This is a genomic window from Paenibacillus wuxiensis (assembly GCF_040195695.1).
Taxonomy (GTDB): Bacteria; Bacillota; Bacilli; order Paenibacillales; family Paenibacillaceae; genus Paenibacillus_B; species Paenibacillus_B suaedae.
Genome location: NZ_JBEFZI010000003.1, coordinates 531631 through 546632, shown reverse-complemented (window position 1 = coordinate 546632; position 15002 = coordinate 531631). Strand labels below are relative to the sequence as shown.

Here is a 15002-nt window from a genome sequence, read left to right as displayed (position 1 = left end):
GAAACAAATACCAAGCACGAAATTTCCTTTGAACAACAAACTCGAGTAATTCCAAGTAGGTATTTCTATTTATTAGACATAAAGATATCTCTATCGTCCGTTTCTCTGCTATATTAACTGTGGTAAATTATGGATATCGCTTATTTAAATGTCTTTAGAAGAAAATGACTAGGGGAGAAATACTTCTTGGAAACTCACTCATCCAAATATCAAATGAAAAAGAGCTATATTATATTATTGCTAGTGTTCATATTATTTGTTTTAACCGGTTTGCGCATTTTATGGATGGAAGCGTTTCATGTTCCCAAACAGGCGTCAATTCATAATGGGCAATTCGTTGATTTGCGCAATTGGAATGCAGAAGATGGCAGCATTCTCTTACTTGATGGGGAATGGGAGTTTTATCCCTCGCAATGGTTGATAGATGGTAGTCGGCAACAATTGTTAGGCGATAATGCGCCAATGCATATTCAGGTACCGGGAGGATGGAATGAAGCTTTGCATGCTGACAAGCCATCTCCATACGGATATGGCTCTTATCGTTTGCGTCTTTATGTAGACCCTGCAAAGCATCCTAATTATAGTATTCGTGTACCCAGCGTACGCACTGCATCAGAATTATATGTAAACGGTCGCTTGCTTATTAAATCTGGACAGGTGGCGACAACAAAGGATGAATATATTTCGAAGGACCTACCTTATTCTACAACCTTTACAGCAGATGACAACGGTGTAATCGAAATCGTCATTCAGGCGGCAAATTATGTGGATAGTCGAAGCGGAGGCATTGTCCGATCCATTAAATTTGGTTCAGAAGAAGCTATAGCCAAAGAGACGAATGCTTCCGTTTTTATGCAGTTTTTGGCAGCGATAATATTTATTATGCATGCTGTCTATGCACTTATTTTGTATGTACTAGGAAATAAGGAAAAGAAGCTGCTTTATTTTAGTTTGCTTGCATTATGTGTAACGATCACGAGTGTCTTTAGTACGGATGAGAAGTTGTTCCATCAATTATTTTACATTGGAAGTAATTGGGATTTTAGGCTGACTAATATTGCTTTCCTTATTGCAGCCTATGCTTTGCTCCAGTGTATGAATCATCGCGAGCTTCCATATTGGCGTAGGATGTACCCTGTCTATAAAGTAATGAATCTAGGGACTGCCGGCATCACGTTATTTTTAGATCCACCTCAAGTGATTATGCTCTTTCCGGTTTATTATCTATTAGTTGTTGTTGCTGGAGTTATCACGTTAATTACAATGTTTAAAAAAGTAATCAAAGATTTAAAGAGCAATCTTTTACTGCTTTTCTCTTTTCTAGCGTTGGTGAACCATTCTCTTTGGTCGTTAATCTTGCTGAATAGCGGTTTGAGTCTTGTCTACTATCCGTTCGATATGATTATTGCGATGGGTTGTTTAGCTTCTGAATGGTTTAAGGGTTACTTTATCATGCATGCGAACACCAAAGAGCTTGCTGCAACCTTGCAAAGAATGAATGACCATAAGGATCAATTTCTGGCAAACACTTCACATGAATTTAAAAATCCGCTGCATAGCATGCTTAACATGTCACAATCCGTTTTAAAAAGGGAACAGCATTTATTGCAGGAACGGAGTATCAAGGAGCTTGAAACGGTTTTATCTGTAGGACGTCGGTTGTCATGGATATTAAACGACTTGATTGACGTGATGAGTTTACGGGAAGGCAATCCACGTTTACAAAGGAAAGTAATATTTATCCAGCCAATTGTGACTGGAGTAATGGATATGCTGCAATTTAACGCAGAAGTAAAGTCTATCACAATTGCAAATCAGATTTCGGAAGATTTTCCCCCGGTAATTGCGGATGAGAATCGAGTGATCCAAATCGTGTTCAATTTACTTCATAATGCTGTGAAATATACGAATGAAGGGACAATTTCGATACAAGCTTTTGCCAAAGACGGAAGAGCGTATATTGTGATTGCCGATACGGGGATCGGAATGGATGAGCACATGCTAAAGCGCTTATTCCGTCCGTATGAGCAAGGCAGTACGAGTGTGACGATGATAGAAGGCGGTTTTGGGTTAGGTTTAAGCATAAGCAAGCAGTTGATTGAGCTTCATGGAGGTACGTTAGATGTATCCTCTGTTGTAGGGGAAGGCTCGAAATTTACATTTTCGTTAAATCTGGCGGATGAGGAAGCGGAGGAAGAAAGTGAAAGTTCGAACCGATTGGAACCGTTCGTATTACAATCGATGGCGATGCAAAAAATAGCCTCTACTGATGATTTGGACAAAATGGAACTTCCGCTAGCTGCGAAAGAGGTAACACCAACAGCTCCATTCCAAATAAATCGTAATCGTCCGCTCGTATTAATCGTCGATGATGATCCTGTCAATCTTCAAGTGCTTGAAGCCATACTGCCACCTGACGTATACGAAGTAACGATGGCAACGAGCGGTAAAGAAGCATTGGCTTTGCTGGATACCAAGGACTGGGATCTGGTCATCTCCGACGTTATGATGCCGCAGATGTCCGGTTATGAGCTGACGCGCATGATTCGCGAGCGATTTACACTCACAGAGCTTCCCATTCTGCTCCTTACCGCAAGAAGCCAACCGAAAGATATTCAGAGCGGTTTTATAGCGGGGGCAAACGATTATGTGACGAAGCCAGTGGAAGCAATAGAAATAAAATCACGGATCGAGGCGTTAATTACGATTAAACAATCCGTTCGGGAACAACTGCGATTAGAAGCTGCATGGCTGCAAGCGCAAATCCAGCCTCATTTTATATTTAATGCGTTGAATGCTGTAGCAGCTTTAAGCGATATTGATTTGGATAAAATGCGTAATTTGCTCGATGAATTCAGCAATTTTTTGAGGAATAAATTTAAATTTCAAAATATGGATAGGCTTGTTCCGATCGAAGAGGAGTTAAGTCTAGTGCGTTCTTATCTATATATTGAAAAGGCTCGGTTTGAAGAAAGGTTACAGGTTATTTGGGAGATAGATGGCTACGGGGACATAAAAGTCCCATTTCTTACGATCCAGCCTCTCGTTGAAAATGCGATAAGACATGGCATAATGAAGCGCAATCGTGGAGGAACGATTCTTATTCGGATTTTTGTCTATGAGAAGCATGCAGAGATAACCGTTGAAGACGATGGGGACGGAATAGACGAGGTTCAATTGCAACGAATATTAGAAAGAAAAGTGGATAGTCGTTCAGGCGTCGGATTGATTAATACGGATCAGCGACTAAAACGGCACTTCGGAACAGGACTTCATATCACAAGTACGTTAGGTACAGGGACAAAGGTAACTTTTCATGTACATAACAGGTTGAATAGCAGGGATAAAGCTAGGTGATAAATAAGTGATTGAATGAGGAGCATCCTTGGCTGCTCCTTTCTTAATTTTCGCTGATAGACCCGTTAAGCTGAACCGTATCATAAGTAACGGCAAGTTTTTATTGTACAACTCAAATGAAATGGAACAGCTAGGCTATTCGTCAGGAAGCAGGATGGAACTTTTTACCGATTTTAAAAGCGATGGGATTCAAATGGTTTGAAGTTGGTTGTAAACAGTGTTACACTCAAAATCTATATTTTGTAATACACCTAAGAATAGACACTATTTTAGTTATAAAGGAAGGTAATACTTGTGATAAAGGTTGATAACTTATCCTTCTCATTCCCGCAAAAAGAACTATATAAAAACATTTCATTTACGCTTGAAGAGGCACAGCATTGTGCTTTTATAGGAACGAGTGGCAATGGGAAAAGTACATTAATAGATATACTGATGGATCCAGAAAGATATTTGTTCGAGGGCAAATTAGAAGTTGACCCGACTTGCAAAATTGGGCATGTAAGTCAATTCTCTCAACAAGACAAAACAAAAGAAACAACCGTTTTTGAATATATAGCGGAAGAATTTATTAAGATACAAAATGAAATAACAGCTATTTGTACAGAGATGGAAACATCATCGGATATTGATTCATTATTAGAAAAGTATCAATTAGCTTTAGACGCATTTGATTCAATCGGTGGGGATGATTTTGAAAGCAAAATTAATAAGAAACTAAATCTAGCAAACCTCATGAAGCTAAAAGATGTTAGGGTATCCGATCTGAGTGGTGGGGAATTCAAACTTATTCAAGTGATGAAGGAAATGCTTAGTGGTCCAGACTTAATGATTATGGACGAACCCGATGTATTTTTGGATTTTGAAAACCTAAATGCGCTCAGAAATCTTATTAATTCTCACAAAGGAATGCTGCTAGTTGTTACGCACAACCGATATCTATTGAATCATTGCTTCAACAAAATTATACACCTTGAAAATAAAGAGATCCAAGAATTTGATGGGCGATATATTGATTATAACTTCTCATTACTTCAGACTAAAATTGAGTTGCAAGAAATCGCAGTCGCTGAACAAGAAGAAATTGAGAGATACGATAACATCATTGATAATCTTAGAGCTATCGCGACTGTTAATGCAGATGCATCTAGAGGGAGAGCACTAAAAGCCAGAGTTAAGTTTCAAGAAAGATTGGAAGCACGTAGAATTAAAGCGCCATTTGTTGATATAAAGCAACCGAATATTCGTTTTGATATGGATCATGAACTGGAAGATACCGTTGTTGTAAATGTTAATAATTATCGTGTTGCCTATGATGAGTTGCTGCTAGACAATGTTAACTTTGAGATAAAATCTACGGATAAAGTAGCCATTATTGGTCCAAACGGTACCGGGAAAACGACTTTACTCCGAGATATCTATAAAAATAATCAGGATTCAATTGAAATAAATGCTGATGTTAAAGTGGCTTATTTATCTCAGATTCAAGGCGAAATGCTAAAGGATTCTAATACAATACTCGAAGAATTTATCGATGCTGGATTTAATACGTATGATGAGATTAGATCGTATATTTCTGGCTATGGGTTTGAAGGAGAAATCGTTAATCAGAAGATAGAATCTCTATCTGGTGGAGAAAAAAATACACTTCAATTGGCCAAAGTTGCTGCCAGTAAAGCAAACGTATTGCTTCTAGATGAACCGACAAGCCATTTAGACACCTATTCACAAATCGCATTGGAGAAAGCCATTGAAGACTATAAAGGTGCGATACTCATGATTTCTCATGATTTCTATTCTGTTGTAAATGGTATGGATTATGTTCTGATCATTGACGATAAGACGATTAGAAAAATGAGTATGCGAAAATTTAGACAGATGATTTATGCTAGTCATTTTAATAAAGACTATTTAGAAGCTGAACAAAATAAAAAAGCAGTTGAAATGAAGATAGAAATGGCTTTAAAAAATACTGATTTTGAATCTGCAAAAGTATTGGTTGATGAGCTAGAAGAGCTGATTAAGTTGCTTTAAAATACACCTCTCTTATTGAAAAGAAGACCCCTCGAAAAAGGGGTCTTTGTACTAGGTCAAGAATATATGGCGCGAACTTCCTGCATGGAATAGACAGGTATGTCCATAATAGATAGAATATAACCTAGACTCGAGAACATGAGGCGAACCGAAAATAACAATGACACAGAAGAGAGAGTGAATGTTTATGATACAAATAACGATTCCAACACCGGATGTCACGATTTACAAACAGATTGATCCTAAATTAAGCCATATATACGGGTTTACGGATTTCATTCAGATTCCTAGAGATAAAGCGGGGATCTTTATGTTCTACAATGATAAGGATGAACTCCTATTCGTCGGCAAGGCGCGGAAGCTAAGACCTCGGATCAAGAAGCATTTCGAGGATACGGTGTCGGTCATCAAAGATAATCGGGAGGAAGTAACCAAGATCGAGGTTTGTTTGGTTGAGGATGCCGTCCATAGAGAAATATACGAGACGTACATTATTAACGAATACAAGGCTAAGTACAATGTAGATAAGGTGTTATACAAATAATAGACAGAGCTCCTATCGCCCAAAGAGCCATGAAATGATAAGATAACGCAAAAATGCCTTTAACCCGCTGAATGTGGATTAAAGGCATTTTGATATATGTGCGGGGCTACATGTGTACGTTGGTTACCCCTCATAAAAAATGATTAGTTGTTCACCTTGAAATTCACTTCTGGGTACTTGGCGGCCAGATCTTGCAAAGCAGAATCGTCTTTCCCTTTTAAATACCGATCAAAGAAGGCAACACTGAATTCGTTCACGATGCGGTGATCCCGCCGTGGGTTCTCGTCGCTGAGACCAAGCAGGGGAGAGAATAACGCAAGATCGGTGTAGCTTGCATGCTTTGAACCCGGAATAAGGATCGATATCCCTCCGCCTGCCAGAGCAAAGCCCGATTTTTGGATATATTCTTTCCTCGGGGCTTCGAACGCTTCACGGCTTACCCCACCTAACTGTTTGGCGACATCATCGTAAGAAATCATTACATTGCTGTACGTCTCGTCTGAATACATCATGAAGAAAGGCTTTCCGAATCCTTTGACCGAAACCGGCAGACCATAAAACCCTCCATCCATACTAAGGGCAGCCTTCACACGTGAATCATTCTGTAACATTTGCACCGTAACGGCTCCACCGAATGAATGTCCAAGCATGCCGATTCGTTCAAGATCGATTCTGTCGGTAAATCGACCTGCAGTATCCTTCTGATTGAGCTTCTCCACTTGATTGAGCACAAACGCAGCATCGCTGGTCCAAAGAGGGATATGCCCTTCATACTGAGCAATCGAAGTCAAGTTAGGGTCGGTCTTACTCACGGCGACTCTTCCGTCAGGGTAAACGGAGGCAGCAGCTTCGTAGGCATAATCGATAGCGATTACGATATAGCCGTGGCTGGCCAGCTCCTCTAGCTGGTACATATTCTGATTGCGATACCCGTTCATCCCATGGGAGAAAATCAGAACCGGATACCGGCTCTCCGAGTCCGAGAGCCTAGCCTCCACCAAAGCATGCGTCTTGATCAACCCTAGATGGCTTAGCACAAAATCCGGAAGACCCATCATTTTGCTTGATATGGCTGTCGTCATCTTAGATGCGTTCCGGAGATATGGGCTTCTCTCTTCTCCGACGCCTTTGGCGGCCGGATACCAAATCTGCGCCATCAGCTCGCGCTTATCAGCAGTGTTATCCGAATATGTTTCTCGTCGCTCATCGTCAACCCAATGATAAACCGTCGTTCCGACCGCATAGGGCCCCGTGGGTTGTTCAAACGAGAATACTGGCAGCATCGCAGGTGGCACGACCGAGACCAATAAATATACGGTCAATAGCATCGCTTGAACGGTAACAGCAATCTGGCTTTTACTGGCTTTCTTCCGCTTGTTAATGAAGAAATAAGCCATCAATAAGAGTGGCGTCAAGTAGGCCGGAACCATCTCCCACCGTCCACCTTCCACGACAATCTGCACAATTACCAAAGCGTAGGCGATCCCTAAAGGGATGAACCATCCCCGTCCGCCTTTCTTGTTCGCGATTACCGTCCAGTACAACAGGCCAAAATTAACAACGATCAAGCCTATTTCCCAAAACCTCATGCCGATATCCCTCCCTTTACCACAAATACGAACTTGCTCCAGATTACAAAAAAATTATAAAGATGAAAGGGGGAATATTATAAATTTTTTATGAATGTCGTGGGCAGACATGGCAAACGCACCGAAATTAAGAGGAATGGTTATTTTCGCTCATTTTCAACGTTCCCCATCAAGAACTCTTTGTTGTATAGTAGAACTCCCCTAAGAGATCCCCTATTTCATAACTTCCTGGTGCAAGTTCTTTTTCAACAAAAGCGTTGATCCCCGACTTGTCGATCTCATACATCACTTCAATTTCTTTAGAAAATAATAGCTTTTCTTGCGAAAGTAAGTTCGAAAGTGATGGTTGTTGCCTTGGCTTAATTTCTCCCGTATTTAACACTTGCTGAAGGCCCTCAACATAAGACTCCAACGGACGACTACCTACGATTTTGGCTCCTTTATTCTCTTCATTGATCATGACGATCGTTGGGAAGCCTCGAACACCAAGGCTTCTAGCGAGTCTAAAATCCTCATTCAATAAGGATTGTCCGGATTGATGTTCAGCATCTTGAATGATCGCTTCTCCATCCAGTCCAAGCTGATTTACGATGTCAATCATGACGGATTCCTTCGCGATATTTCGATTAAATGCGAATAAAGCTTCTCGCGATCGTCTTAAGTAATCATAGGCTACTGTATTGCCATGATGTTGCTGAATCACTTTAAATACACGAGAGGGTGGGTAAGAGGATTGAACGGGATCGCTTAGCATAAGCGAACCGTCAATTGGCATACGCGAGTATTCCCCAACCTCTCGCCAGTGGTCGAAGACATGAGCAGGTCCAGATATACCGTTACGTGGATCGACCGGCTCATCCCCCCATTTTTCAAGCAGCCCGCCCATTACCGTTTGGAAGTTAAAAACATGTCCATACTGCGTTTTAAATCGTCGTAGGACAGGGTCAAGCGCCCAGCAGTGTGAGCAGATTGGATCCGTCACATAATAAACTGTAATGGATTTGTGAGGTGGATTGAAATCAATCATCTCCACTTCTTCTTCCCCAGCTACGCCGCAGACACCGGTCTCAAGATCGCAAATCATATGATTATCGCTGACTATTCGTTTATCGTTATTTGCCATGATGGTTTCCCCCTTGAAGTTTCCGAAAGATCACTTTGCTTTTACAATCCCATTTTAGCCATAATAAATGTACCGGAACACCAATAGATCATGTGATTTGTCGTTTATACAACACATGGACACATCTGTTTAAAATGTTGGAGGGACAGGAATGATGAAATCCAAGACAGACCCCCGAATCTTACGAACGCGTAAGTTAATAATGGACTCTTTTATTGAACTTTCAGGTAAAAAAGAATTCAAGGATATTACCGTGAAGGATATTACGACAGAGGCGATGATTAATCGGGCAACGTTCTACTATCACTTTGAAGACATATATGATCTGCTCGACAAGGTTTTATCCGAAGTGCTTTTGATTAATTTGAATGCGATAGACTTTGGGAATAGCGTGCTGAATGAAGCAACGATTATTGATATTTTCGTAGCTATAACAGATTTCCAGAGCGCGCTATCCAATCGGTGTCATCGAGGATACGATGAGACCATTGCTCGTATTATTCGAGAGCAGCTCGAGATTATCTTCTATAAAATGCTGCGAAAACAACTTACGATGGCGGCGGATGAAGCGTTGAAAATCACAGCGCTCCTTTTAAGTTGGGGGTTATATGGTGCTTCTGTGGAGTGGAGGAGAAAGGGGAAGGAATTATCGCCGGAGGTATTTATTCAGCCCGCTATTCCCTTTCTGCTGTCGGGCATTGACCAGGAGTGAGCGCCATCCAGCGTTTCAAGAGAAATGGCTTCATCCTATTTATCTGCTAGAAAAGGTTGTTGACTATGATATTTATCACAAGTGTCGGTAAATTTTATCAGTAAAATATACTGTACATCTTAGAGGATATATCATGGGGGTAAGAAAGTATGTTAGACCAATTATTAAGTCCATTTACTTCGATTCTATCGAGGCTAAAATATGGGCAAAAGTTTATGCTCATCAGTGTACTATTTATTATTCCAATAGTAGTCCTTCTATATAATTGGAACGCGACACAGCAAACTCAAATAAAATTCATCAAAGGCGAACAAGCTGGGGTTGAGCAGATCAGTGAAATAATGCCCTTCATGCTACAAGTACAACAACAACGTGGGCTTATTAATGGTTACTTGAATGGAAATAAAGAAGCAAAGAGTGCTATTGAGGCGAAGCTACAGGAAATTGCTCAATTGATTGAAAACATCGAAACAAAATTCCAGAAAAAAAACCTGCCTCAGTCATATGAAAAATGGGCTTCTATTCATAGAGAATGGATTGAACTGCGTGATTCTTATGAAAGCTTAAAGGCATCAGATAGTTTTGTTCGTCATTCAAAACTGGTGGAGCAGATAGAAGAACTTATTGTCAGCAGTGCCGATGAGTCTGAATTATCACTTGATAATGAAATTAATTCATACTATTTGATGAGATTGGTCGTTCAGGAACTGCCTGCATTGATCGAAAACTCCGCTTTTATCCGGGGAAGTGGCAATGGTATTCTTGCATCGAGAACGCTAACGGATGAGTTGAAAATCCAGCTACTCCTGAGAGAATATGAGAGTAAGACTGCTCTTGTCAGTCTAAATAAATCCCTTTCCAAAATTGCGGAATCTCAGAGTAACATTAATGTGAATCTGGTTGAGAAGGGAGGGCAGGTTGCACAAAATATTCAAAACTATCTTGTTTTACTTGAACAAGAAATTATACATAAGCAAGAGATGAGCATGAATCCTGATACCTTTTTCGCTCAAGGGACGGTTGCGATCACAACAGCAGATGAGGTATTCAAACTTGCCATAATGGAATTAGATCATATTCTTCAAAAACGTATCGATGACTATACTGCGGAGCGCAATATAACATTGTTGATTATGGTGGTAGTCTTACTATTAGTAGTCATATTTTATGTAGCATTCTTTAGGAGTGTTATGGATACAGTGAGTATCTTAAAGCAAAGAGCGGAGTCGATGGCGAAGGGGGATTTCTCCCAGGATATTGTACTGAATACTAAGGATGAGCTGCAGCTTGTAGGTGCGGCCTTTAATGAAATGCAAAGATCGATGAATCGAGTGCTTAGCTTAAATCAGCAAATTTCCTTAACAACATTTCAATCCTCCCAGCAACTAACTGGAATCTCAGATCAATCTATACAGGCTATGAAGAAGGTTGCCGATTCTGTGCAGAAAGTATCGGATGGGACAGCTTCACAAAAGAGAACGACAGTGGAAGCGGCAACTGCAATGAATGAGATGGCGATTGGGATTACACGAGTTGCGGAAGCGGCATCTGAGGTTGCTTCGGTTGCCATTCGTGCAAGTGAAAATGCAGTAATTGGAAATCAGCGATTGATAGAAACCGTGGATCAAATGGAGAGTATTAAGAGGACTCAGGCTGATTCTGCCCAGATTGTAGCTAAGCTTGATGAGCATTCAGTACGTATAAGTCAAATTATAGAGTCAATTTTGGAGATTGCAAAGCAAACAAAGCTGCTTGCCTTAAATGCAAATATTGAAGCGGCACGTGCGGGAGAGCATGGTCGTGGATTTAGTGTAGTTGCACAAGAGATAGGAGAGCTTGCTGAAGAAACATCAAGCTCTGGGGAATCCATTTCTGACCTATTGATTGATATTCGATCGCTTGTTGGAGAAACGGTATCCGCTATGGATTCGATACAAATCGAGACGAATATGGGTATGGAATCTATTGAACGAACGAAGGAGACCATTGATTGCATTCTTAGTGAGGTTAAGCTTGTAAGTGAACAAATTCAGGACGTATCCGCAACCACTGAGGAAATGTCAGCTGGAATGGAGGAAGTGGCGGCTTCTATTGCAGATGTATCCGATATTTCCCATCGTACCTCGAATGAAGCTGAGGTAATGGCTACAGGTACAGCAGAACAACTAGTTTCCGCGGAGAAAATCCAAATTTCCGCCAAAGAGTTAAGGGATATGTCACAGCAATTGCAGAATGACTTAAGCAAATTTGTATTGCGCGATGACGTTTGATATTATCGCTCTTTATTTTGCCAGAGTAACATTTCCGCTTCGCCTACAATATGATGAGTCTAGAGACATCTAAAGAGGTGAGCAAATGGCAGTCGTAAAAGCCAGGCAACAGGATATTGATATGTTGGCAAGGTTGCTTCGAGCTGAAGCTGAGACCGAAGGCGAACAGGGCATGCTCCTTGTTGGAAATGTTGGCATTAACCGAGTAAGAGCGAATTGCTCTGATTTTAAAGGCATCCGGACAATTCCCCAAATGATCAACCAGCCGCATGCGTTCGAAGCGTTGCAACATGGTTTGTACTATCAGAACGCAAGAGAGAGGGAACGCCGTCTGGCGCGACGGGCTGTGAATGGGGAGCGGAGTTGGCCAGCCAAATTCTCCCTATGGTATTTCCGTCCAGGAACGTTCGAAAATCCCGGGCCATGTCCGGACACTTGGTATAATCAGCCGCTCGCAGGACGATGGAAGAAGCATTGTTTTTATGAACCTACTGCAGAGGAATGTGAAGAGGTATACAATACGTTTTAATTTTATAGTAGGGCGAGCATGTAGAAGATGTGGAATCGTTCAAAAGAGGGTGTCCCGAAGTCCTAAAATGACGGAGAGACACCCTCTTTTTTCATGAGGGGATGACTCATGCGCACTTCCAGAATTCAGGTAATAAGTAGGTGGATTCAGGACAAGCGATCACTATAATGAAAATAAGATACCTAATTATATAGGGCTACTATATTAGCTAATGAGCATCAAACATGTAATCAAGGGTAGAAGAAAGGATGACGGAAATGCCAATTCATAACCAAACTACCCCTTCTGATTCTGTTAGCGAAGACGGTAGTTATCCCATTGACCTGGCGGGCCCTCGCAGTCACACTCTTGTCATTCGATCTGGTGTAGGGAGCCTATCTATCGGGCCGCCGGAATTGGGGAAAAGGGTGGATCTTCACGTCGCGCCAGACGCGAGAATCGATTGGACCGTATTCGATGCCTTTTCTACGCCAGCGGGCTCGCCTTGGCCGCGATTTTTGTACTATTCAGGCAGTGACACGGGCTTCTTGGACTGGGCGCGGACACGTCCTATTGAAGAGATGACGTGGGCTCCAATCCTGTCTGCAGATACGGTGGTGGACGCCAGTCAGTCCATTGTGCGTGGCTTGCATATCGAGCTGGGCCAGTCCGCAGAGCGTCTGAGCTTGAAGCTTCCGAAGGGATCTTTCCGCCTGAACGTGTCCGGCGATTTATTACGCTTATCGGCCACTGGAAATATGCCGTATTCTCTGACACTAGCGCCACGCACCGGCCGACGCAAGAATGATCCTCCTTTTACCCTGCCTGACCTTGGTGAATTGCACCAGGTGACGAGCCTGACGCTGCAAAGCACGCCGCTGGGACAGCCCATATCGCTGGACTGTCTAGACCGGTTCCCCAACCTTGACTCACTGAGCTTATGGGGGAACTTCTGCGACATGGACTTGTTGGCTCGTCATGCCCGGTTAACGAATTTGGAGCTGCGCTTCATGCCTGATTTGGAGGACTTGCCCTCCTTGGACACGTGGCCGTTGCTTGAGAGTTTTATCGCCTACAATGTGGAAGAAACCGCGGGCAAGCGCTTAAGGCAGCAAGTGAAAACACGCGCCAAGACACGCCCATGGGCCGGCTATGCTTCAGTGAGCCAATTGCGAAAGCCTGAGTGGTGGGAGAGCGAATATGGCCGCCCGTTCTCGTCTTGGCCTAAACGTCTGGCCAAACTGGCTAACGAAGCTTACAATGCTGCACGGGCATCCTTGGCTCAGGCCCACAGCCTTGCGGATGCCGAGGCAGCCATTACCACCTTCACCGTGTGCTTCAATAACCTCAAAGGCATCGAAACAACCGAAAGAGAAGATCTTGGCGAAGCAGTATGGCAACTCAGCCAGTCCGATCACCAGATTGGCCGGCCTATAACGGAGGAGATGGCTGGGCGCTGGTTCGATGCAGCGCGCGAGTACTGATTAAAAAGAGATCAAGTTATTAGCCGATTCATTCGAGGAAATGATCGAAGAGAATTTTTATGAATGGTAATTTGTTCAATTCGGCAGATTATGCTAATCAAAGAGGCCATCCCTCAAGTAGATTGATCTACTTTTGGGACAGCCTCCTTTTATCTGTTCAAGTCAGACCATTTATCAAGCATTCTGCTCCTGTTACAACTTAAACTGCCTGATTCTCTCTTGGAGTTCTTCTGCCATGCTAGACAGTACATTTGCAGAAGATGTAACCTCCTGCATAGAAGCTAACTGTTGCTCCGTTGCGGCAGCAATATTTTGTGTTCCGCCTAACATCACAGATACTACCGGTAGTTGGTGATGATCCTAATCAACCGATTATTTTAGGTGCATTTACAGCTGAAAATAAGGATAATGTAGGGGAGGGTCGCCGCCTTCAAATTCTAGGAGCCCCTGCACCACTCTTTATTCCAGCTTCAGATATAGCAAGCAATGGGTGGGAGCTGGATTTAGTGAATAAGCAAATCAATGTTATGAGTTTTGGGCTTATAGATCTTAACCCACGGAGTAAGGGGACGATTATGGCCTCCCACAGCGATCCCGAAGCACTGCCGTCCTTTTCCTTTAACCCATTGCAACTGGCAACAAATGATCTGGATTTCTTGGTGGATCAATATATTAATATGTACAACATTATTCAAGAGGCTAGAGTAAATAATAGCGGGATAAAAGCTGTGTTGTACCCTCCGGAGGAAGTTTTCCAAATAACCGATGAGGCAGAAAAAAGACGGCAGCTTAGTGATTTCGTAAGAGCATCGTATTCAAATTTCTATCATTATGGCGGGCAGTGCAAGATGGGGAAAAGCGTTCAAGATGGGGTTGTCAACGGACAGCTGGATGTATTCGGTACAACCAATCTTAAAGTCGCTGATCTTTCCATCGCACCTATTTTACCGGACGGCAATACTAGCCTAGCTGCTCAAATGATAGGATTAAATGCCGTACGCTTTATTCAAAATAATCCTTGTTCTTACGTGCTGGATGATGATGATTTTGAGGACGAATTAGAAGATTAATAGATGTAATGGCTGTTTGGAATGGATCCAAAGCGGAGAGCTGGAGGTGCCGATTCCCGCCTATAGACCCGTTAAGATGAACCGAATTACAAATAGTGGTGAATCAAAGAATTGAGTTAAAGGTTGAAGCTTCAATGCTATATCTATAGATAGGTGCGTAAATCATTGACAACAATAGAGTGCCGTGTGTGACTTAGGGAAAAATATTTTAATATACTTCATTTATTTTATGAGATATAAAGGACTCTCAAGGAAGGAGTATTGCCTTTAAGAGTCCTTTTGACATACGTGTGATATTTATTTAGTTTGCC

At 42.1% G+C, this 15002-nt stretch carries 10 protein-coding genes; 8 read left to right on the top strand and 2 right to left on the bottom strand.

Annotation, left to right across the window (positions count from 1 at the left end; translation table 11 throughout):
* The first annotated feature begins 213 nt into the window (after window positions 1-213).
* The 3 genes from ABN764_RS08735 (at window position 214) to ABN764_RS08725 (ending at window position 5935) form a co-directional block, all read left to right on the top strand.
* Complete coding sequence (locus ABN764_RS08735) at window positions 214-3357, top strand: hybrid sensor histidine kinase/response regulator (RefSeq protein WP_446671649.1); 3144 nt, start codon at window positions 214-216, stop codon at window positions 3355-3357.
* 294 nt (window positions 3358-3651) lie between these two features.
* Complete coding sequence (locus ABN764_RS08730; RefSeq protein ID WP_446671614.1) at window positions 3652-5391, top strand: ABC-F family ATP-binding cassette domain-containing protein; 1740 nt, start codon at window positions 3652-3654, stop codon at window positions 5389-5391.
* Window positions 5392-5578: 187 nt separating this feature from the next.
* A complete protein-coding gene (locus ABN764_RS08725) occupies window positions 5579-5935 on the top strand; it encodes a nucleotide excision repair endonuclease (RefSeq protein ID WP_072730988.1) in 357 nt (118 codons plus the stop codon).
* A gap of 143 nt (window positions 5936-6078) precedes the next feature.
* Here the strand turns inward: ABN764_RS08725 and ABN764_RS08720 are convergent, their stop codons facing one another.
* Window positions 6079-7524: an alpha/beta hydrolase family protein gene (locus ABN764_RS08720; RefSeq protein WP_446671613.1), complete on the bottom strand. Its 1446-nt coding sequence runs from the start codon at window positions 7522-7524 to the stop codon at window positions 6079-6081.
* A gap of 169 nt (window positions 7525-7693) precedes the next feature.
* The gene (locus ABN764_RS08715; protein WP_446671612.1) at window positions 7694-8647 is read right to left on the bottom strand and encodes a DsbA family protein; all 954 of its coding nucleotides are present in this window, start codon (window positions 8645-8647) and stop codon (window positions 7694-7696) included.
* 151 nt (window positions 8648-8798) lie between these two features.
* Between ABN764_RS08715 and ABN764_RS08710 the strand changes: the two genes are divergently transcribed.
* From ABN764_RS08710 to ABN764_RS08690, 5 genes are all read left to right on the top strand, one after another.
* Entirely contained in the window at window positions 8799-9359 is a 561-nt protein-coding gene (locus tag ABN764_RS08710; RefSeq protein ID WP_446671611.1) for a TetR/AcrR family transcriptional regulator, read from the top strand.
* Window positions 9360-9508: 149 nt separating this feature from the next.
* Window positions 9509-11629 carry a methyl-accepting chemotaxis protein gene (locus ABN764_RS08705; RefSeq protein WP_446671610.1) on the top strand — a complete coding sequence of 707 codons (2121 nt, stop codon included), beginning with the start codon at window positions 9509-9511 and terminating at the stop codon, window positions 11627-11629.
* Between the two features lie 85 nt (window positions 11630-11714).
* Window positions 11715-12158 carry a cell wall hydrolase gene (locus ABN764_RS08700; RefSeq protein WP_021257498.1) on the top strand — a complete coding sequence of 148 codons (444 nt, stop codon included), beginning with the start codon at window positions 11715-11717 and terminating at the stop codon, window positions 12156-12158.
* A gap of 257 nt (window positions 12159-12415) precedes the next feature.
* On the top strand, window positions 12416-13621 hold the full coding sequence (locus ABN764_RS08695) for a hypothetical protein (RefSeq protein ID WP_446671648.1): 1206 nt from the start codon (window positions 12416-12418) through the stop codon (window positions 13619-13621).
* Between the two features lie 296 nt (window positions 13622-13917).
* The gene (locus ABN764_RS08690; protein ID WP_446671609.1) at window positions 13918-14691 is read left to right on the top strand and encodes a GMC family oxidoreductase; all 774 of its coding nucleotides are present in this window, start codon (window positions 13918-13920) and stop codon (window positions 14689-14691) included.
* The last annotated feature ends 311 nt before the right edge of the window (window positions 14692-15002 follow it).

What these genes read in the sequence shown, in the direction of transcription:
- ABN764_RS08735 (WP_446671649.1), top strand. Translation starts at nt 214, where the DNA reads ATGAAAAAGAGCTATATTATATTATTGCTAGTGTTCATATTATTTGTT.
- ABN764_RS08725 (WP_072730988.1), top strand. Translation starts at nt 5,579, where the DNA reads ATGATACAAATAACGATTCCAACACCGGATGTCACGATTTACAAACAG.
- ABN764_RS08720 (WP_446671613.1), bottom strand. Translation starts at nt 7,524, where the DNA reads ATGAGGTTTTGGGAAATAGGCTTGATCGTTGTTAATTTTGGCCTGTTG.
- ABN764_RS08715 (WP_446671612.1), bottom strand. Translation starts at nt 8,647, where the DNA reads ATGGCAAATAACGATAAACGAATAGTCAGCGATAATCATATGATTTGC.
- ABN764_RS08710 (WP_446671611.1), top strand. Translation starts at nt 8,799, where the DNA reads ATGATGAAATCCAAGACAGACCCCCGAATCTTACGAACGCGTAAGTTA.
- ABN764_RS08705 (WP_446671610.1), top strand. Translation starts at nt 9,509, where the DNA reads ATGTTAGACCAATTATTAAGTCCATTTACTTCGATTCTATCGAGGCTA.
- ABN764_RS08700 (WP_021257498.1), top strand. Translation starts at nt 11,715, where the DNA reads ATGGCAGTCGTAAAAGCCAGGCAACAGGATATTGATATGTTGGCAAGG.
- ABN764_RS08695 (WP_446671648.1), top strand. Translation starts at nt 12,416, where the DNA reads ATGCCAATTCATAACCAAACTACCCCTTCTGATTCTGTTAGCGAAGAC.